This is a genomic window from Marivita sp. (assembly GCF_020055675.1).
GTDB lineage: Bacteria > Pseudomonadota > Alphaproteobacteria > Rhodobacterales > Rhodobacteraceae > Marivita.
The window spans coordinates 63,965-82,027 of the sequence record NZ_JAIPUS010000005.1; the positions used below are offsets into that span (position 1 = coordinate 63,965).

18 protein-coding genes are annotated in these 18,063 nt (G+C 60.0%); 7 read left to right on the plus strand and 11 right to left on the minus strand.

What is annotated here, in order from left to right; all coding sequences use genetic code 11:
- From LCF59_RS05465 to LCF59_RS05475, 3 genes are all read right to left on the minus strand, one after another.
- Nucleotides 1–822 carry an ABC transporter ATP-binding protein gene (locus LCF59_RS05465; RefSeq protein WP_292286388.1) on the minus strand — a complete coding sequence of 274 codons (822 nt, stop codon included), beginning with the start codon at nucleotides 820–822 and terminating at the stop codon, nucleotides 1–3.
- A complete protein-coding gene (gene hydA / locus LCF59_RS05470; protein ID WP_292286390.1) occupies nucleotides 822–2,276 on the minus strand; it encodes a dihydropyrimidinase in 1,455 nt (484 codons plus the stop codon). The genes LCF59_RS05465 and hydA overlap by 1 nt, the downstream gene beginning before the upstream one ends.
- A 93-nt stretch (nucleotides 2,277–2,369) precedes the next feature.
- On the minus strand, nucleotides 2,370–3,620 hold the full coding sequence (locus tag LCF59_RS05475) for a Zn-dependent hydrolase (protein ID WP_292286392.1): 1,251 nt from the start codon (nucleotides 3,618–3,620) through the stop codon (nucleotides 2,370–2,372).
- Nucleotides 3,621–3,805: 185 nt separating this feature from the next.
- On the opposite strand from LCF59_RS05475, the gene LCF59_RS05480 reads away from it, so the two are divergent.
- Nucleotides 3,806–4,420 (plus strand): TetR family transcriptional regulator C-terminal domain-containing protein, encoded by a 615-nt coding sequence (locus LCF59_RS05480; protein WP_292286394.1) that lies wholly within the window; start codon nucleotides 3,806–3,808, stop codon nucleotides 4,418–4,420.
- Nucleotides 4,421–4,737: 317 nt separating this feature from the next.
- On the opposite strand, the gene preA is transcribed toward LCF59_RS05480, so the two are convergent.
- Nucleotides 4,738–6,045 carry an NAD-dependent dihydropyrimidine dehydrogenase subunit PreA gene (preA, locus tag LCF59_RS05485; protein WP_292286396.1) on the minus strand — a complete coding sequence of 436 codons (1,308 nt, stop codon included), beginning with the start codon at nucleotides 6,043–6,045 and terminating at the stop codon, nucleotides 4,738–4,740.
- A 16-nt stretch (nucleotides 6,046–6,061) separates the two neighbouring features.
- Nucleotides 6,062–7,387, minus strand: coding sequence for an NAD(P)-dependent oxidoreductase (locus LCF59_RS05490; protein ID WP_292286398.1), 1,326 nt, complete (start codon nucleotides 7,385–7,387; stop codon nucleotides 6,062–6,064).
- Nucleotides 7,388–7,604: 217 nt separating this feature from the next.
- Here LCF59_RS05490 and LCF59_RS05495 point away from each other — a divergent pair, with 217 nt between their 5' ends.
- Nucleotides 7,605–7,820, plus strand: coding sequence for a DUF1127 domain-containing protein (locus LCF59_RS05495; protein WP_292286400.1), 216 nt, complete (start codon nucleotides 7,605–7,607; stop codon nucleotides 7,818–7,820).
- A gap of 150 nt (nucleotides 7,821–7,970) precedes the next feature.
- Here LCF59_RS05495 and rpsD read toward each other — a convergent pair whose 3' ends face one another.
- The gene (rpsD, locus tag LCF59_RS05500) at nucleotides 7,971–8,591 is read right to left on the minus strand and encodes a 30S ribosomal protein S4 (protein WP_292286402.1); all 621 of its coding nucleotides are present in this window, start codon (nucleotides 8,589–8,591) and stop codon (nucleotides 7,971–7,973) included.
- Nucleotides 8,592–8,816: 225 nt separating this feature from the next.
- Between rpsD and LCF59_RS05505 the strand changes: the two genes are divergently transcribed.
- The 4 genes from LCF59_RS05505 to LCF59_RS05520 all read left to right on the plus strand — a co-directional run bounded on the left by LCF59_RS05505 (nucleotide 8,817) and on the right by LCF59_RS05520 (nucleotide 12,996).
- Entirely contained in the window at nucleotides 8,817–9,644 is an 828-nt protein-coding gene (locus tag LCF59_RS05505) for an EAL domain-containing protein (protein WP_292286404.1), read from the plus strand.
- A gap of 176 nt (nucleotides 9,645–9,820) precedes the next feature.
- A complete protein-coding gene (locus LCF59_RS05510; protein WP_292286406.1) occupies nucleotides 9,821–10,996 on the plus strand; it encodes an acetyl-CoA C-acetyltransferase in 1,176 nt (391 codons plus the stop codon).
- 156 nt (nucleotides 10,997–11,152) lie between these two features.
- Nucleotides 11,153–11,875, plus strand: a complete 723-nt coding sequence (gene phbB, locus LCF59_RS05515) for an acetoacetyl-CoA reductase (RefSeq protein WP_292286408.1) — start codon at nucleotides 11,153–11,155, stop codon at nucleotides 11,873–11,875.
- 188 nt (nucleotides 11,876–12,063) lie between these two features.
- Nucleotides 12,064–12,996, plus strand: a complete 933-nt coding sequence (locus LCF59_RS05520; RefSeq protein WP_292286410.1) for a VOC family protein — start codon at nucleotides 12,064–12,066, stop codon at nucleotides 12,994–12,996.
- 101 nt (nucleotides 12,997–13,097) lie between these two features.
- Here the strand turns inward: LCF59_RS05520 and LCF59_RS05525 are convergent, their stop codons facing one another.
- The 3 genes from LCF59_RS05525 to LCF59_RS05535 all read right to left on the minus strand — a co-directional run bounded on the left by LCF59_RS05525 (nucleotide 13,098) and on the right by LCF59_RS05535 (nucleotide 14,352).
- Complete coding sequence (locus LCF59_RS05525) at nucleotides 13,098–13,259, minus strand: DUF465 domain-containing protein (RefSeq protein ID WP_292286411.1); 162 nt, start codon at nucleotides 13,257–13,259, stop codon at nucleotides 13,098–13,100.
- A gap of 105 nt (nucleotides 13,260–13,364) precedes the next feature.
- Nucleotides 13,365–14,147, minus strand: a complete 783-nt coding sequence (locus LCF59_RS05530) for a methyltransferase (RefSeq protein ID WP_292286413.1) — start codon at nucleotides 14,145–14,147, stop codon at nucleotides 13,365–13,367.
- Nucleotides 14,137–14,352 (minus strand): DUF2007 domain-containing protein, encoded by a 216-nt coding sequence (locus LCF59_RS05535; protein ID WP_292286415.1) that lies wholly within the window; start codon nucleotides 14,350–14,352, stop codon nucleotides 14,137–14,139. The genes LCF59_RS05530 and LCF59_RS05535 overlap by 11 nt, the downstream gene beginning before the upstream one ends.
- Nucleotides 14,353–14,411: 59 nt before the next feature.
- Here LCF59_RS05535 and LCF59_RS05540 point away from each other — a divergent pair, with 59 nt between their 5' ends.
- Nucleotides 14,412–15,407, plus strand: a complete 996-nt coding sequence (locus LCF59_RS05540) for a polyprenyl synthetase family protein (protein WP_292286417.1) — start codon at nucleotides 14,412–14,414, stop codon at nucleotides 15,405–15,407.
- On the opposite strand, the gene LCF59_RS05545 is transcribed toward LCF59_RS05540, so the two are convergent.
- Together LCF59_RS05545 and LCF59_RS05550 are read right to left on the minus strand one after the other, a co-directional pair.
- Nucleotides 15,400–16,302 (minus strand): 4-(cytidine 5'-diphospho)-2-C-methyl-D-erythritol kinase, encoded by a 903-nt coding sequence (locus LCF59_RS05545; protein WP_292286419.1) that lies wholly within the window; start codon nucleotides 16,300–16,302, stop codon nucleotides 15,400–15,402. The genes LCF59_RS05540 and LCF59_RS05545 overlap by 8 nt on opposite strands.
- Nucleotides 16,289–18,013: a tetratricopeptide repeat protein gene (locus LCF59_RS05550; RefSeq protein ID WP_292286420.1), complete on the minus strand. Its 1,725-nt coding sequence runs from the start codon at nucleotides 18,011–18,013 to the stop codon at nucleotides 16,289–16,291. The genes LCF59_RS05545 and LCF59_RS05550 overlap by 14 nt, the downstream gene beginning before the upstream one ends.
- Nucleotides 18,014–18,063: the final 50 nt, after the last annotated feature.

Consider the following 18,063-nt stretch of genomic DNA (forward strand, 5'->3'; position numbering starts at 1 on the left):
TCAATCATCATAGGCATGCCCTGCCCGAAGCCCGTCGCGCACGCGATGCGCGACTTGCAAGAATTCAGGCGTATCACGAATATCCAATGGCCGTTCGGCAGGCAGCGGGCTTTCTATGATGTCAGTGATCCGCCCGGGGCGTGGGCTCATCACCACGATCTTGGTGGAGAGATACACCGCTTCGGGGATCGAATGTGTCACAAAGCCAATGGTCTTTTCCGTGCGTGCCCAAAGCTCGAGCAATTGTTCGTTCAAGTGATCGCGCACGATTTCGTCAAGCGCGCCAAACGGCTCATCCATCAGAAGTATGTCGGCATCGAATGCCAACGCCCGCGCAATCGAGGCCCGCTGCTGCATCCCGCCGGAAAGCTGCCACGGGTATTTCTTGCCGAAATTCGACAGTTCCACGAGGTCCAGCACCCGTGCGATTCGTTCGTTCTGCTCGGATTTGGAGTAGCCCATGATCTCCAGGGGCAAGGCGATGTTCTTCTCGATTGTGCGCCAGGGATAAAGCCCCGCCGCCTGAAACACATAACCATAGGCCCGCGCGCGCCGTGCCGCATCCGGCGTCATGCCGTTCACGGTGAGTTGTCCGCCGGTCGGGGTCTCCAGCGCAGCGATGCAGCGGAGAAACGTGGTCTTGCCACAGCCAGACGGTCCAATGAAACTGACGAATTCGCCCTTGTCGATTTCGATATCAATGCCTGACAAGGCATGCACCGGTCCGTCGTTTGTCTGGAAGGTCAGATCAAGATTGCTCGCCGAAATGACCGGGCTACGCGGACTTCGGTCAGGAACCGAAGACTTTGCCAACTGCTGCATCAAACCCCCGTCGCCGGGATCCCCGAGCGGTCCACTGGGCGCGGCGCGGTCAGCTCTTTCCATGTCGACAGCGCGCGGTTCACCGTGCCATTGCCGGACCGCTTCACGAATTGGCCATGCCCTTCCTGCGAGCGCATTTCGCCGTCATGCACCGCTACATGCCCACGGCTGAGCGTGAAACGCGGCAAGCCCTTGACGTGTTTGCCTTCGAACACGTTGTAATCGATGGCGGATTGCTGGTTGGCCGCCGTGATCGTCTTTTCCTTGTTCGGGTCCCAGACCACCAGATCGGCATCGGACCCAACCAGAACGGCGCCCTTCCTAGGATAGCAATTCAGGATCTTTGCGGCGTTTGTCGATGTCACGGCGACAAATTCGTTCAGCGTTAGCCGACCGGTTGCAACCCCATGTGTCCAGAGCATCGGCAAGCGGTCTTCGAGCCCACCCGTGCCGTTCGGGATTTTGGAGAAATCACCCAGGCCATAGCGCTTCTGCTCCGTCGAGAATGCGCAATGGTCGGTGGCGACCACGGACAACGTGCCTGATTGCAGACCCGCCCACAGGCTGTCCTGATGCGTCTTGTTTCTAAACGGCGGCGACATCACGCGACGCGCGGAATGGTCCCAATCTTCGTGGAAATACTCGCTTTCATCCAGCGTTAAATGCTGGATCAGCGGCTCGCCCCAGACGCGCTTGCCCTGCATCTTGGCGCGCCGGATCGCTTCGTGGGATTCCTCGCAAGAGGTATGCACGACATAAAGCGGCACGCCCGCCATATCGGCGATCATGATGGCACGGTTCGTCGCCTCACCCTCGACCTGAGTGGGACGTGAATAGGCGTGCCCTTCGGGTCCGGTATTGCCCTCAGCCAAAAGCTTGGCCGTCAATTCAGCGACCACGTCCCCATTTTCTGCATGGACCATCGCGATCCCGCCCAATTCGGACAACCGGTTGAAAGACGCGAAAAGCTCATCGTCATTGACCATGAGCGCGCCCTTGTAGGCCATGAAGTGCTTGAACGTGTTGATGCCACGATCCTGAATGACGGATTGCATGTCGTTGAAAACCTGCTCACCCCACCATGTCACCGCCATGTGGAACGAATAATCACAGTGCGCGAGGGTCGACTTGTTGTCCCACCGCTTGAGCGCGTCATGCAGGCCTTCTCCCTGGCTTGGCAGACAGAAGTCGACGACCATCGTTGTCCCACCTGCCAGCGCCGCGCGCGTGCCCGAGTCGAAATTATCGGTGGAATAGGTGCCCATGAATGGCATCTCGAGATGCACATGCGGGTCAATACCACCGGGCATGACATAGCAGCCGGTCGCATCCAGAACCTCATCACCTTTCAAGCCTTTGCCGATCTCGGCGATCACCCCGTTCTCGATCAGAACATCTGCCTCGTAGGTCAGGTCCGCCGTGACAACCGTTCCGTTCTTGATCACTGTGGTCATGATATCCCTCTTTGCTGTCCGCGTCTGGACGTCTTTGGATCCCGAATACCTCGGGGAAACCGCGCAAGGCGCGACGGGGGCAGCGCCCCCGACCTAGCTGACGATCTCAGCCGTCTCGACGACGGCATGAAACAGGACATCCGTCCCAGCCGTCGCCCATTCCTTGGAAATCTCTTCCGACTCATTATGCGACAGCCCGTCAACGCAGGGGCACATCACCATCGCCGTGGGGGCCACATCATTGATCCAGCAGGCATCGTGCCCCGCGCCGGAGACAATATCCATATGGCTGTAGCCCAACCGCTCCGCCGCGCTGCGGATCGCGCTGACGCAGCCCTCATCAAAGGCCGGCGGATCGAATTGTCCAACGATATGGCTGTCGAAGGACACCCCGATTTCCTCGCAAAGTTTCGGTGCGCGGTCCATGAACTCGTCGACCATCCCGTTCAACTTTTCGAGCAGATGCGTGCGCATATCGACCGTGAACACCGCCTTGCCCGGAATGATATTGCGGCTGTTGGGCAAGACATCGACATGCCCGATCGCACCGACCGCGTTGGGCTGGTTCTTCATCGCGATTTCGTGCACCAATTCTGTGATCAGCGCCAAACCGCGGCCTGCATTCTTGCGCATGTGCATCGGCGTCGATCCGGTGTGGCTTTCCTTGCCGGTCACGGTACACTCGATCCAGCGCAGGCCCTGGCCGTGAGTGACAACGCCAACATCCTTGCCCTCGGCCTCAAGGATCGGACCCTGTTCAATGTGCAGCTCGAAGAACGCGTGCATCTTGCGGTCGCCGACCTTTTCCGAGCCTTTCCAACCAATCCGCTCAAGCTCTTCACCAAATCTCTTGCCCTTTGCATCCTCTCGATCATAGGCCCAGTGCAGGTCATGCTTGCCCGCGAACACACCGGATGCCAGCATCGCCGGGGCAAACCGTGTCCCCTCTTCGTTGGTCCAGTTCGTCACGATGATCGGGTGACTGGTCTTGATCCCGAGATCGTTCAAGGAGCGCAGGATTTCCAATCCGCCCAGAACGCCGAGCACCCCGTCGTACTTGCCTCCGGTCGGTTGAGTGTCGAGATGCGAGCCGACATAGACCGGAAGCGCATCGGGGTCCGTCCCCTCGCGCCGGGCGAACATGTTGCCGATCTCGTCGAGGCCCATGGTACAGCCGGCGTCTTCGCACCATTTTTGAAACAATGCGCGGCCTTCGGCGTCTTCGTCGGTGAGTGTCTGACGGTTGTTCCCACCCGCCACGCCCGGCCCGATCCTGGCCATTTCCATCAAGCTGTCCCACAGCCGATCCCCGTTGATCCGCAGGTTTTCTCCGGGTGCCGCCATGCCTGTCCCCTTTTGCCGCTGGCCCATGCTGTGCGGCTCTCCTGGAAGGCCCACAGATTTTACCAATTGGTAAAGTTACGATTGCAACGCACTTCTGGCCTGTCAAGCTATGTTATGGAAAGTTCGCCCTCGTCCCGACCGGGACAAAGCCAGTGCCCTGAAATGCAGCAAGGAAGAAACCAACCGTGACGCAACCGGCCCGAAAGCCCAGCCGTATCCAGATCGAAAACCGTCAACGCATCCGCGACGCCGCGCTCGGGCTCTTTGCCACACACGGGTTTCGCGGCACGACGCTTGACCAGATCGCCGGGGCGTGCGGCATGCACAAACCCAATCTGATCTATTATTACGACAGCAAGGAGGCGATCCATATCGACCTTCTGAACACGCTGATGACGGAATGGCTCAGCCCGCTGGACGCAATGGATCCGGAGGGTGATCCGCTTGAAGAAATTCTGGAGTATATCCGCAAAAAGATGGAGATGAGTCGGCTTTATCCACGCGAATCGCGACTCTTTGCCAACGAAATCGTGCAAGGCGCGCCCCGCATGCTGCCGCATCTGGAACGCACGCTGAAACCGTTGTTCGACCAACAATGCAAGATCCTCGAAGACTGGATGGCGGCGGGAAAACTGGCAAGAATGCATCCCGCACACCTGATTTTTTCAATCTGGGCAGTGACCCAGCATTACGCGGATTTCGAAGCACAGATCGCGGTCCTATTGCCCGGCCAAGACCGATTCGCGGACGGCGCTGACCAGTTTGTCGAAACGATGTTTCGGAAACTGCTGACGCCATAGCGCGAACCCCGCAGTCTTGCTGTCTGGATCCTGGCCGAATGCGGGCAAATGTCTTGCAATGACAGATGATTCGATTCTACGCGCCCTCCCCCGGTTGACCGCGCCTTGGCGCGATCAGTCGGTCAATTCACGAGCGGCCAAGCAAAATGGCCTCTTGCAGCGCAAAAAACAACATTCGGCGCGACATCGGGATCACTCTGCCGGTCGCCGAAATGCGGACCCATGAGTTTTCGCCTAAACGAGGTCAGCGATGAATACATCATCGTTTGCCACCGAACACCGGTTCGACACCTCTGCCAGACAAGGGGAACTCCATCCTACTCCGCTGCCGTCTTGACCGCCGGGTTGTTCGGGTGGCTCGTCCAGTCTGCGTGCTCTTCAGCAACAACCTGACCGGTCCGCTCATCGAGGGCCCCCGTCGGCAACTCCTCCATCGTGATGCACTCCTCAACCGGACAGACATTGACACACAGGTTGCAGGCGACACATTCATCGTCCTTGACCGTGAAGACCCGATCCTCTGACATTGCAATCGCCTGGTGGGATGTGTCCTCGCACGCCGCGTAGCACCGGCCACACTGGATACAGAGGTCCTGATCGATCCGTGCCTTGGTCACGTAATTCAGGTTCAGGTTCTGCCAGTCGCTGATATTGGGGACTGCCCGCCCGACGAGTTGTGACGTCGATCCCATCTCCTTTTCGTCCATGTACTGTGACAGGCCCGAGATCATTTCCTGAACGATCTTGAAGCCGTATGTCATCGCCGCAGTGCAGACCTGCACATTGCCAGCCCCCAGCGCCATGAACTCTGCCGCGTCTTTCCACGTTGTCACACCGCCAATACCCGAGATCGGCAGCCCCCGCGTTTCGGGCGTCCGGGCGATTTCGGCCACCATGTTCAAGGCAATCGGCTTGACCGCCGGCCCGCAATACCCGCCATGCGCGCCCTTGCCGTCAATCGTCGGCTCTGGCGCAAAAAGATCGAGATCGACCGACGTGATCGAATTGATCGTGTTGATCAGGCTCACCGCGTCAGCCCCACCCTCGAGCGCGGCCATTGCGGGCTTTCGCACATCGGTAATGTTTGGCGTCAGCTTCACGATGCAGGGCATCCGGGTGTTTTGCTTCACCCAGCGGGTCACCATGGTGATGTATTCGGGCACCTGCCCCACGGCGCTGCCCATACCGCGCTCGGACATGCCATGCGGACAGCCGAAATTCAGCTCCACACCATCCGCCCCGGTCTCTTCGACCAGAGGTAGAATGGCTTTCCACGCCGCTTCCTCGCAAGGCACCATGAGCGAAACGATCATCGCGCGGTCCGGGTAGTCGCGCTTGACCGCCTTGATCTCGCGCAGATTCACCTCCAGCGGGCGGTCGGTGATCAGCTCGATATTGTTCAGTCCGAGAAGCCGCCGATCCGCCCCCCAGATCGCACCGTAGCGCGGACCGTTCACGTTGACGATGGGGGGGCCGTCTTCTCCCAGAGTTTTCCAGACCACGCCGCCCCAGCCAGCCTCAAAGGCGCGGCGGACGTTGTATTCCTTGTCGGTGGGCGGCGCGGAGGCCAGCCAGAATGGGTTCGGGCTCTTGATGCCCACAAAATCGGTCGTCAGGTCAGCCATCTCGGCACCTCCCGGATCAGGCGCGCGTCAACGCGGCGTGAATATCTTCTGCGGCATCACGGCCTTCGGCGACGGCCGACACGGTCAGGTCGTCTCCGCCGACGGCGCAATCGCCCCCGGCCCAGACACCGGGGACCGAGGTACGCCCTGGACCTGTGACCGCGATTTTGCGGCCCTCCAGATCGGGCAGGTTGTCTCCGATCAGCGTTTGCCCGATCGCCTTGAAGACCTGGTCGGCCGCCAGGCGGAATGTCTCGCCCGTCGGTTCAAGCGAATCGTCGGTGAATTCGAACTCGATCTCGCGGACCATCCCGTTGCCATGCACCGCGACGGGTGACGCGTTGGTGATGATCCGCACGCCCTTGGCCGCAGCGAGATCCTGTTCCCAGACGCTCGCGTTCATACGGTCGCGCCCCCGCCTGTACACAAGTGTCACGTTCAGCGCGCCCAGAAGTTTGGACTGAACAGCAGCGTCCACGGCCGTCATGCCGCCACCGATCACGACCACGTCGCGCCCCACTGGCAGAGTGGCCAGATCGGCAGTCTGCCGCAGGTCCGCAATGAAATTGACGGCGTCCAGCACACCCGTTTTTTCCTCACCCGGAGTGGAAAGCGAATTGACGCCGCCCAATCCCATGCCAAGAAAAACAGCATCATGGTCCGCCTGCAGATCGGCCATCTCCACGTCCCGGCCCAAGGCGATCTCGTTGCGGATCTCGATGCCCCCGATCTGCAACAGCCAGTCCACTTCGCGGGCTGCGAAATCCTCGGTCGTCTTGTAGGCGGCGATGCCGTATTCATTCAGACCACCCGCCTTGGGGCGCGCGTCGAACACCACCACGTCATGCCCATTCATGGCCAACCGGTGCGCACATGCCAGCCCGGCCGGTCCGGCCCCGACGACGGCAACCGTCTTGCCAGTCGGGGCCGCCCGGGAGAAAGGATGCACACCTTGCGCCATCAGCGTGTCGGTCGCATGGCGCTGCAAACGGCCGATCTGCACGGGTTCGCCCTCTGCCGCTTCGCGCACACAGGCCTCTTCACACAGCGTTTCGGTGGGACAGACACGGGCGCACATGCCACCCAGGATATTTTGCGTCAGAATCGTTTTTGCCGCCGCTTCGGGGGTGTCCGTTGCGATTTGGCGAATGAACAGGGGAATGTCGATTTCGGTCGGGCAGGCGGTGATGCACGGCGCGTCATGGCAAAAATAACAACGATCCGCGGCAACAAACGCCTCGTGCTCGGTCAGGGGCGCGTGCAAATCCTTGAAACCTTCGTTCAAGTCTTCCGCGTCCAATCGGCCCGGAATAATGCCTTCTTTCAATGCTCTGGCGTCCATTGTCGTCTCCAAGATCAGCGTGAGCCACGCGGAAACGCTGTCATGGGCCAAAAATTTTATCAACTGGTAAAATTTTGGAATGGGCATTTTCCACCCGATGCCGCAGCGCAGCGTTATGCGCTACGGTTGTGGCGGGTATTCCAAAGCAAAGCTACTGACCATGATTTCAAAGACTTAGATATGCATGAGTAGAAATTGAGCAATTCAAAGGCATACCATGGCACATACACAGACATTCCAGGGTCAAAAGCCCAGCTTCCTGGCCAACCTGATCGAGGGTCTGACCCGTGGCATGGGGCAGGTGATGGACGCAAATTCCCGGATTCGCGAAGTCGAACGGCTTCAGATGCTGTCGGACGAGTCGCTGGCCGCCAAAGGCATCAAGCGCGAAGAGATCACGCGGCACGTGTTCCGGGATGTGTTCTGGATGTAATCCGGCACCCAACCCCGGTGATCCGAAAAAGGGCGGCGCAAATTGCGCTGCCTTTTTTTATTGCCTGGTTCACACTGCGGCAAAAGAAAAAGCCGCCCCGAAGAGCGGCTTTGATCTTGTACGGATCGCACGTCTGAAACGTACGGACCCTTAGTTCTGCGCGTAGTATTCGATGACGAGGTTCGGTTCCATGATCACCGGGTACGGCACATCACTGAATGCCGGAGTGCGCACGAATTTCGCGACCATCTTGGAGTGATCCACCTCGAGGTAATCCGGCACATCACGCTCTGCCAGTTGCGTGGCTTCGATCAGCGCAGCGATCTGCTTGGACTTCTCGCGCACCTCGATGACATCGCCTTCCTTGACCCGGTAGGACGGGATGTTCACGCGCTTGCCGTTGACCATGACGTGACCGTGGTTGACGAACTGGCGCGCGGCAAAAACGGTCGCGACGAACTTGGCGCGGTAGACAACCGCGTCGAGGCGGCTCTCCAGAAGACCAATGAGAAGCTCACCGGTGTCGCCGCGCAGACGTTCGGCTTCGGCAAAGATGCGGCGGAATTGCTTTTCGGTCAGATCACCGTAGTAGCCCTTGAGCTTCTGCTTGGCGCGCAGCTGAAGACCAAAGTCGGACGTCTTGCCCTTGCGGCGCTGGCCATGCTGTCCGGGGCCATATTCGCGCCGGTTGACCGGGGATTTCGGACGACCCCAAATGTTTTCACCCATCCGGCGATCGATTTTGTACTTGGCAGACGTGCGTTTGGTCACGGCTGATCTCCTTCTTGAAACGACGCCTTGAACGGCGACTGTGAAGGGCGTTGTCCTCTTGAGGCCGAACCCCATGACAGGCATCCCCTTGCGGGGGCCACCAACACCAACGAAGCCGCGTTTATATGGCAGCGGGTTTCAGAGTCAACACGCGAAATGCGTGCCTGTCTTAAACCTTGTTTAACAGGCTTGTCGCAGGGTGATCGGGCACAGCCGGGAGAGACCATGACTCAGCGCGCGACACCGAAGGCCATTGGCCCATCAGCTCTGGATATGGCGGCGCAGCGCCGGGATCAGAATATCCTGACGCTGGTGGAAACCGCGGTCGCGCACAGGGAGGTGAAACTGGCATTTCAACCGATCGTCCACGCACGGCAACAGACCCATACCGCGTTATACGAAGGGTTGATCCGCGTCGTCGATCCAACGGGCCGCATCATTCCGGCAGCCCAGTTCATCGAGGCGATCGAAGAACGGGAATCCGGGCGCTTGCTCGATTGCCTCGCGCTGGAACACGGACTGCGCACTCTGGCCAAGAACCCCGGTATACGCCTCGCGATCAACCTGTCGGCGCGATCCATCGGGTACCCCAAATGGCGCAAGGTGCTCGACCGGGGCCTGTCGCGCGACCCATCCGCAGCCAACCGGCTGGTTCTTGAAATCACGGAAGCCTCGGCAATGCTGGTGCCCGAGCTTGTGGTGCAAGCCATGCGCGATCTGCAACAACGCGGCATCTGCTTTGCGCTGGATGATTTCGGCGCGGGCTACACTGCTTTGCGATATCTCAGAGAGTTCCAGTTCGACATTCTCAAGATTGACGGTCAGTTCATTCGCGGCGTCGCCACCGATCCGGACAACCAGGTTCTGACCCGTGCAATCATCGCGATCGCCAAGCAGTTCGATATGTACACTGTCGCCGAATTCGTCGAATGCCAGCGTGATGCGCTGGCGCTTGCCGACCTCGGAGTGGATTTCCTGCAGGGTTACTACTTCGCCGCGCCGACGATCACCCCGCCATGGCGTCCTGCTCACGACGGCGGCCCCATGCATTGACCTGCCCGGCATATGTCGACGCTGCGACAGTTTTATCCGCGTGAGACACCCTGTCCGGTATGCGACGGTGCACCATTGCTGTAACAGGGCACGAGAAAGGGTCTGGGGCTACGGGCGCAAATGCGCAATAATTGCCGTGGAATCACGACTGGACCACGACATTGCTGGAGGGACATATGACCAACGTCGTTATCGCATCCGCTGCACGAACGGCCGTTGGGTCGTTCGGCGGCTCTTTCGCAAACACACCCGCACATGATCTGGGAACAGCCGTTCTGAATGCGCTGGTTGATCGTGCGGGAATCGAAAAAGACGCCGTCTCGGAAACGATCCTTGGCCAAGTTCTGACAGCAGCGCAGGGTCAGAACCCGGCCCGTCAAGCGCATGTCAACGCCGGCCTGCCGCTGGAAAGCGCAGCCTGGGGGATCAACCAGGTTTGCGGGTCCGGCCTGCGCGCCGTGGCGCTTGGCGCGCAGCACATCATGCTGGGCGATGCCGAAATTGTCTGCGCCGGCGGTCAGGAAAACATGTCCATGGCGCCGCATGCCGCGAATCTGCGTCAGGGTCACAAGATGGGCGATATGAAATATATCGACACCATGATCCGCGATGGCCTGTGGGATGCATTCAATGGCTATCACATGGGTCAGACGGCAGAAAACGTTGCAGAGAAATGGCAGATCAGCCGCGCCCAGCAGGATGAATTTGCCGTCGCCAGCCAGAACAAGGCCGAAGCGGCGCAGAATGCGGGCAAGTTCGACGACGAAATCATCGCCTTTACCGTCAAGACCCGCAAGGGTGAGACCGTGGTCGGCAAGGACGAGTACATCCGCCACGGAGCGACACTGGAGTCTCTGCAAAAGCTGCGCCCGGCCTTCACAAAGGACGGGTCGGTGACGGCAGCGAATGCCTCGGGCCTGAACGATGGCGCCGCCGGTGTCCTGCTCATGTCCGCCGAAAACGCGGAAAAGCGCGGCGTCAAACCAATTGCGCGGATCGCATCCTACGCGACCGCGGGTCTGGACCCCTCGATCATGGGTGTCGGCCCGATCCATGCATCGCGCAAGGCGCTGGACAAAGCCGGATGGTCGGTTGGCGATCTTGACCTCGTCGAGGCGAATGAGGCTTTCGCGGCCCAGGCCTGTGCCGTGAACAAGGACATGGGATGGGACCCCGAGATCGTGAACGTGAACGGCGGCGCCATTGCCATCGGACACCCGATCGGCGCATCTGGCGCGCGCGTGCTCAACACCCTGCTGTTCGAAATGCAGCGGCGCGATGCCAAGAAGGGTCTTGCCACACTGTGTATCGGCGGCGGCATGGGCGTGGCCCTCTGCGTCGAGCGGGATTGATCGCGGATCGGCTTGGTGAATATCAGGGGCGCGGTTATGCGCCCCTTTTTGTTCGTGCACCAAAAATAGGTCACGAACTGCGCGCAACTTTGTTGCGTAGACACATATAAATCTATAACAACATTACCTGAAAGAAACACTTGAGAGGAGACCCCCATGGCCCGTGTAGCACTTGTCACCGGCGGCAGCCGCGGTATCGGCGAAGCAATTTCGAAAGCCCTGAAAGCGGATGGTTACGAGGTGGCAGCCACCTATGCCGGGAACGACGAAAAGGCCGCGAAATTCACCGATGAAACCGGGATCAAGACGTACAAGTGGAACGTTGCCGATTACGATGCGTCAAAGGCCGGTATTGAACAGGTCGAAGCGGATCTGGGGCCGATCGATGTGGTTGTTGCCAATGCGGGCATCACCCGCGACGCGCCGTTCCACAAGATGACGCCGGACCAGTGGAACGAGGTGATCGACACCAACCTAACCGGCGTGTTCAACACCGTGCACCCCGTCTGGCCCGGCATGCGCGAGCGCAAATTTGGCCGCATCATCGTGATTTCGTCGGTCAACGGGCAAAAGGGCCAGTTCGCGCAGGTCAACTATGCCGCGACCAAGGCGGGTGATCTGGGCATCATCAAATCGCTGGCGCAAGAAGGCGCGCGCGCGGGCATCACAGCCAACGCAATCTGCCCCGGGTATATCGCGACGGAAATGGTCATGGCCGTGCCGGAAAAGGTGCGCGAGGCGATCATCGGCCAGATCCCTGCCGGCCGTTTGGGCGAACCCGAGGAAATCGCGCGGTGCGTGAAGTTCCTCGCCTCCGAGGACGCGGGTTTCATCAACGGCTCCACGATCTCGGCCAACGGGGCACAGTTCTTCACCTGAGACAGGGCGTCGAGAGATTGAAAGCGGCCCGCCACACTGGCGGGCCTTTCTTATTTTGGTAAGCTTCTGCCGGCGGTATGTGCCAAAATGCACAGAAACGGCGCGTATACCGGTATTTATGTGCATCAAATTGCAGTTAGGTAAGGGTACGAACCGGGCGCTGCCCAACCCAATTTCGGAGAGCAGACATGCTGAACCAGATCAACGGACTGCACCACATCACATCCATGGCCAGCGACGCGCAGTCGAATAATGATTTCTTTACCAAGACGCTGGGCCTGCGGCGTGTCAAGAAAACCGTGAATTTCGATGCGCCCGAAGTGTATCACCTCTATTATGGTGACGCGGTCGGCACCCCCGGCAGTGTCATGACTTATTTCCCGTTTCCGAATGCTAGACGCGGTCGGCCCGGCACGGGTGAGGTTGCCGTCACGGTTTTTGCTGTGCCGAGGGCAAGCCTTGGGTTCTGGCAGGAGCGGCTGACGCAGCGTGGCGTGACGAACATCCGGATCGAGACCAGGTTTGGCGAGAATCGTCTGGGCTTTGACGGCCCGGATGGAGAGAGGTTTGCCCTGGTCGAAACCGAGGACGACCCACGTGACCCTTGGACGGAGAATGGACTCAGCGGGGATGTTGCCATTCGCGGATTTCACAGCGCCGATATGCGGCTCAAGGACACGGGCGCGAGCGCCGAATTGCTGCGTTTCATGGGGTATGAAGCGTTGGACCAGCAGGAGAATGTCACGCGGTTCCACATCCCCGGTGGCAACGCGGCGAACGTGATCGACATTACCCAGGTGGACGCACCCTCGGCGGAACAAGGGGCTGGTTCGGTGCATCACATCGCGTTTTCCGTCGACAACCGCGCGGCACAGAAAGACGTGCTCAGCGCGTTGCGGGATACCGGTTATGATGTAACACCGGTGATCGACCGCGATTATTTCTATGCGATCTACTTTCGCACGCCGGGCGGCGTTCTGTTCGAAGTGGCGACAAATGAGCCTGGCTTTACGCGCGACGAGGACACCGCGCACCTGGGAGAGGCATTGAAACTGCCAAGCCAGCACGAGCACCTGAGACCGGTTTTGGAGGAAAAATACCTCGACCCGATCAGGGATTGAGCCTCAGGATCAATTCCCCACCGCGTTGGAGACGGTTGGACTGTTCTGACACAATCCGTTCTGAAACAAAAAGCCCGAGCAGTGACCCGGGCCAATCGTTATCAAGAGAGACGGTCGATCTCTTCCTTCAGTCGAAGTTTCTGCTTTTTCAGGGTCGAGATCGCGAGGTCATCGACACCTGGCGCTTTCTGGGCCTGTTCGACCTTTTCAGACAGGCGTTGATGCTTTCGCTTCAGTTCCTGAAGGTGTGAAGTCAAGCTCATGAAGTCCTCCTGTTACTGATTGGATCTTCAGTGCAGCATAATTTTACAATTCTGTCACGCGGCATCCGCAGTCTCGGTAAATTCCCGCTGTCGAAAAAGGCCGTATCAGCGGGTTTGGTCCGGGAACGGCAATGAGCGCGGCGAACGCAAAACACGGGAAACCAGTGCGGTATATGATTCGCCATCATGGTCATGGCTGTCGCCGCGGTGCAACACGAGCGGAGGATGCGACAAAAACGCCGCACGGCGAGTCTTGCGCGCACGCAAAAGGACCAGGCGGGCGGGACGCGCGCTGCGCGAGTGAATGGGCCAAAGCTCAAGCGCCCCGAGTGTCGCGTGAAACGCACTCATCAATTCGGGGAGCCTGTCCGCCCGCTGGATGAAGGTTGCCGTGCCGCCAGGCTTGAGCCGTTTGGACGCCACGCGCACCCATTTCACCAGAGGCAGGGCACCAGACCGGGACAGCGCGCGATCCTCTGCAACAGGCGCCTTGGCGCGAAAATCCTCGAAGTAAGGAGGATTGGCGATGACATGGTCGAAGCGTTGGTCCTTGACTGCCGCCGGCAACTCCAGGAGGTCAGAACAATGTATCGTCCCGGCAAGGCCGTTGTCATCAAGGTTGCGCTGCGCGAGCTTTGCATAGGCTGGCTGAATTTCGACACCCGTACAGATGACGCCCGGCACCCGTACGCCGAGGCAGGCCAGGGCAACACCGCCACCGCAGCCCAGCTCGAGCAAGGTATCACCCGCCTTTGCCGGAACCGTGGCCGCCATCAGCACCGGGTCGGCCCCCGCACGGTACCCCGTCCGTGGCTGCCAGAGACGCACCGCACCGCCGAGGAAATCGTCACGGGTCAGGTCGTCTGGCGCGAATGGATCATTCCTCAAATGTGACCCCGTATTCGCGCAGCACGCGCCGTGCCTGATCAAGCTCATCCGACCGCACCATGAGCCGGCGCGGCAAGATGCCGATGGAGCCTTCGAGGATGCTCATATTTACGTCCAATTCAAAGCTGGCTATACCCTCGTCCTCAAGAACGGCGCGGGCGAGCGGTATAAGAGTGATATCATTGGTGCGTAATAGCTCTTCCATGTGCATGATGTAGGAACACTGGGCCAGGTTTGTCGAGCCTTGCCGAAGGAATGGTGATCATGTTGGATAAATCATTACGCAAACCGCATGATCGGCTGGCGGATGAACTGGCGGGCGACCTGGCGGAGGTGAACACGCTGATCCGTGCGCGGATGGCGTCGGAGCACGCGCCGCGCATCCCGGAAGTCACAGCGCATCTGGTCGAAGCGGGCGGCAAGCGGTTGCGGCCGATGCTGACTCTCGCGGCGGCGCGCATGTGCGGCTATGCGGGGGCGAATCACCTCAAGCTGGCCGCGACCGTGGAGTTCATCCACACCGCGACATTGCTGCATGACGACGTGGTGGATGAAAGCGCGAAACGGCGTGGACGACCCACTGCGAACCTTCTCTGGGACAACAAGTCGAGCGTTCTGGTTGGCGATTACCTGTTTGCACGGTCGTTCCAACTTATGGTGGAGACAGGCAATCTTCGAGTGCTCGACATCCTGTCAAACGCGGCAGCCACCATTGCCGAAGGCGAAGTGTTGCAATTGTCGGCGGCGCAGGATCTGCGGACGACGGAAGACATCTACCTGCAAGTCGTGCGGGGCAAGACAGCGGCGCTGTTCTCTGCCGCGACCGAGGTGGGCGGCGTGATCGCCGGCATGGACGACTCGCGTGTGCAGGCGCTGTTCGATTACGGCGACGCGCTGGGGATCGCGTTCCAGATCGTCGATGACCTGCTCGATTACTGGGGGTCCGATGCAACCGGCAAGAACGTGGGAGACGATTTCCGCGAACGCAAATTGACCCTTCCTGTGATCAAGGCCGTGGCGCTGGCCGACGAGACAGAGCGTGCCTTCTGGCAACGCACGATCGCCAAGGGCAAGCAAGAGGATGGCGATCTCGACCATGCAATCGCGCTCTTGAACGCGCATGGCACTTTGGACGCCACGCGCGCCGAAGCAAATGCCTGGATCGCCAAGGCCCGCAAGTCGTTGGCGATGCTGCCCGACCATCCAATCAGGGACATGCTGGACGATCTGGCCGATTACGTGGTGGCACGGGTCAACTGACCCGTGGCAGGGCTGCGGTGAACTGGTCGGCCAGAACGCAGCCTGCAACCCACCAATCGGGATATGTGTCGTACAGCCTGCGTGCAGCCTCTTTTGCCGCTGTTTCGGTTTCGAACAAGCCGAAACATGTGGCGCCCGAGCCCGACATGCGCGCCAGCCCACAGCCATCCTGGGCTCCCAGCACATCCAGCACATCGGCAATGGCTGGCTGCACCGTCAGGGCGGGCGGCTCAAGATCGTTGCGCATATCCCCAAGCCAGTCGATCAGCGCAGCCGCGTCTGCAAATTCGGGAATGCTGTCCGGCATCGGCGGATTGGTCTTTGACCCCAGTGCCTTGAACACGGACGGCGTCGACAGGGGACGCCTTGGATTGACCAGCACCGCGTAAAGCGTCGGAAGCGTCACGACATCAAGCTGATCGCCGATACCTCTGGCGCGCATGGGCTTGCAGGCAAGGCACATCGGCACATCGGCCCCGAGGCTCGTCAGGTCTTTCAAGTGCTGCCCAAGCAGGTCCTGGGACGCAGACGCCAAGGCATCGGTGCGGGTATCGTCAAGACAGACCATTCCACGCCAGGCCGCCGCCGCATCTGCCGATCCGCCACCGACCCCGGAGGCAGGCGGCAGGTTCTTTTCCAACCGCAGCGCCGCACCGTCCTGCTGAACCATTGCCGCTGCACGCAAGGCGAGGTTGTCCATGTCCGCCGGAACGCCCGCCGCTTCGGGACCTTCGACCGTCAGCGACAGGGCATTGCCGGAAACGATCTCCAGCCGATCCCCGACCGAGGCAAATGTGACCAGCGAATCCAGCAAATGATAGCCATCAGCGCGTTGGCCGGTCACATGAAGGGTCAGGTTGATCTTGGCAGGTGCAAATACGTCAACCCTCGTCATTCGCAACCTGAAGCGGCGGCGCACCTTCTTCGGCCAGCACCTGATCCAGCCCCACTTCCAGCTTGGCGCGGATGCGGTCAGCGTCGACGTCCTCGGCGGAGGAGCCGTAGATGACAAAGGACAGCGCCCGGCGCCATTGGAACCGCGCCTCGGTCTTGCGTCCGACAGCCCAGTATACGTCGCCGAGATGGTCGTTCACGATGGGATCGACGGGCAACAGTTCCGCAGCGCGCTCCATGTGGCCGACGGCTTCTTCGTAGCGGCCCAACCGATACAGCACCCATCCAAGGCTATCGATGATATAGCCACTGTCCGGGCGGGCGGCGGCGGCGCGTTCGATCATGTCGAGCGCCTCATCCAGCTTTTCCTGTCGTTCGACAAGGGAATAGCCAAGATAATTCAGGGCCTGGGGCTGTTCCGGGTTCAAGTCGAGCGCGGTTCGAAAATCTGACTCGGCTTCGTCCCAGCGCTCGAGCCGTTCATAGCTGATTGCCCTGGCATAATACAGGAACCATTGGTTCTTGCTTTTTTCCTCGAACAGGTCGATCGCCCTCGTATAGGCCGAAACCGCGCCGTCATAGCGCTCAAGCTGCCGCAACGTGTCACCCAGCGTGGAATGGACGATGGGTTGGTCACCATGTGTCCTGGCAAGGCGTTGAAGCACTTCGACGGCTGCGTCGATCTTGTCACTGTCTCGCAGCGCGGCGGCGCGGCCAAGTTCGGCAGCGTGATAGGCCGGGTGATCAACCGGCACCTTGACATAGGCTTCTACGGCCAGATCGGGCTGCTGCATGTCGTCAAGAAGGCCGGCCGACATCAGGATCGCATCGACATGATCCGGGCGCAGGTATTCCGTGATCCGGGTATAGAGCAGCGTGAATTCGCCATTGGCTTCGTCCGCAAGAGCCGCAGCGAGCGTGTAGAAGACCTCTGCCAGACCGTCGCGCGCGCCACTGATACGGCTGAAGGGCAGCGTTTCGCCCGCCTCCAGCGCGGCCTTCATCGCGCCAAGGCCAGGATCCAGATCCGCCCCGAAGGCAGTTTCCATCAACTCAAGCGCGTCAGCAGTGCGGTCCAGCTGGCTGAGAACCTCGACATGCGCCATGACACCGCGCCGGGTGATCTGCATTCCACCGGTGCCCGCGTTTTCCAGGATTGCCGCGGCGCTTTCGAAATCGCCGACCGACGCCAGCGCCAGCGCCTTGTGGTAAAGCGAGAAGTTCCTCAGGCCCTCCTCGTTGGACAGCTCATCAAACTGCACGAGGGCCGAGGACATATCGCCAAGACCAAGTTGCGCCCATGCCGTGAGCAGCCCGTCGACCAGAGGGCCAACACCGCGATCCTGCTTGATCCGCGCTATCAGGGCTTCGTAGTCCTCGGCCTTGGCGTGCCGCGCGACCAGCGCCATATGCGCAACTTGGCTGCGGTGGCCATCATTGACCAGTGTATCGGCCAGCGTCGCGGCGCGATCGATATCACCAAGCGAAATTTCCGCCAGCACCGCGCGTTCCAGGATCGTCGGGTTTTCCGGATCGTGTATCACGGCCTGACCGTAGTGCTTTGCCGCCGCCGCGATATCACCATCAAAGCTGGCTTGCCGCCCCGCGAGGTAATCACCGGACAGGCTGTTGGCGAAAGCGCCTGCCGGAGCGGCCATGCAAAAGACGATGGCGGCTGGTCCCAAAAGACGCTTCATGCGTGCGCGAGCCATGTAATTCTCCTTGAAAGGCGGGTTTGCAGAAAGCCTACCGCGCGCCCGGA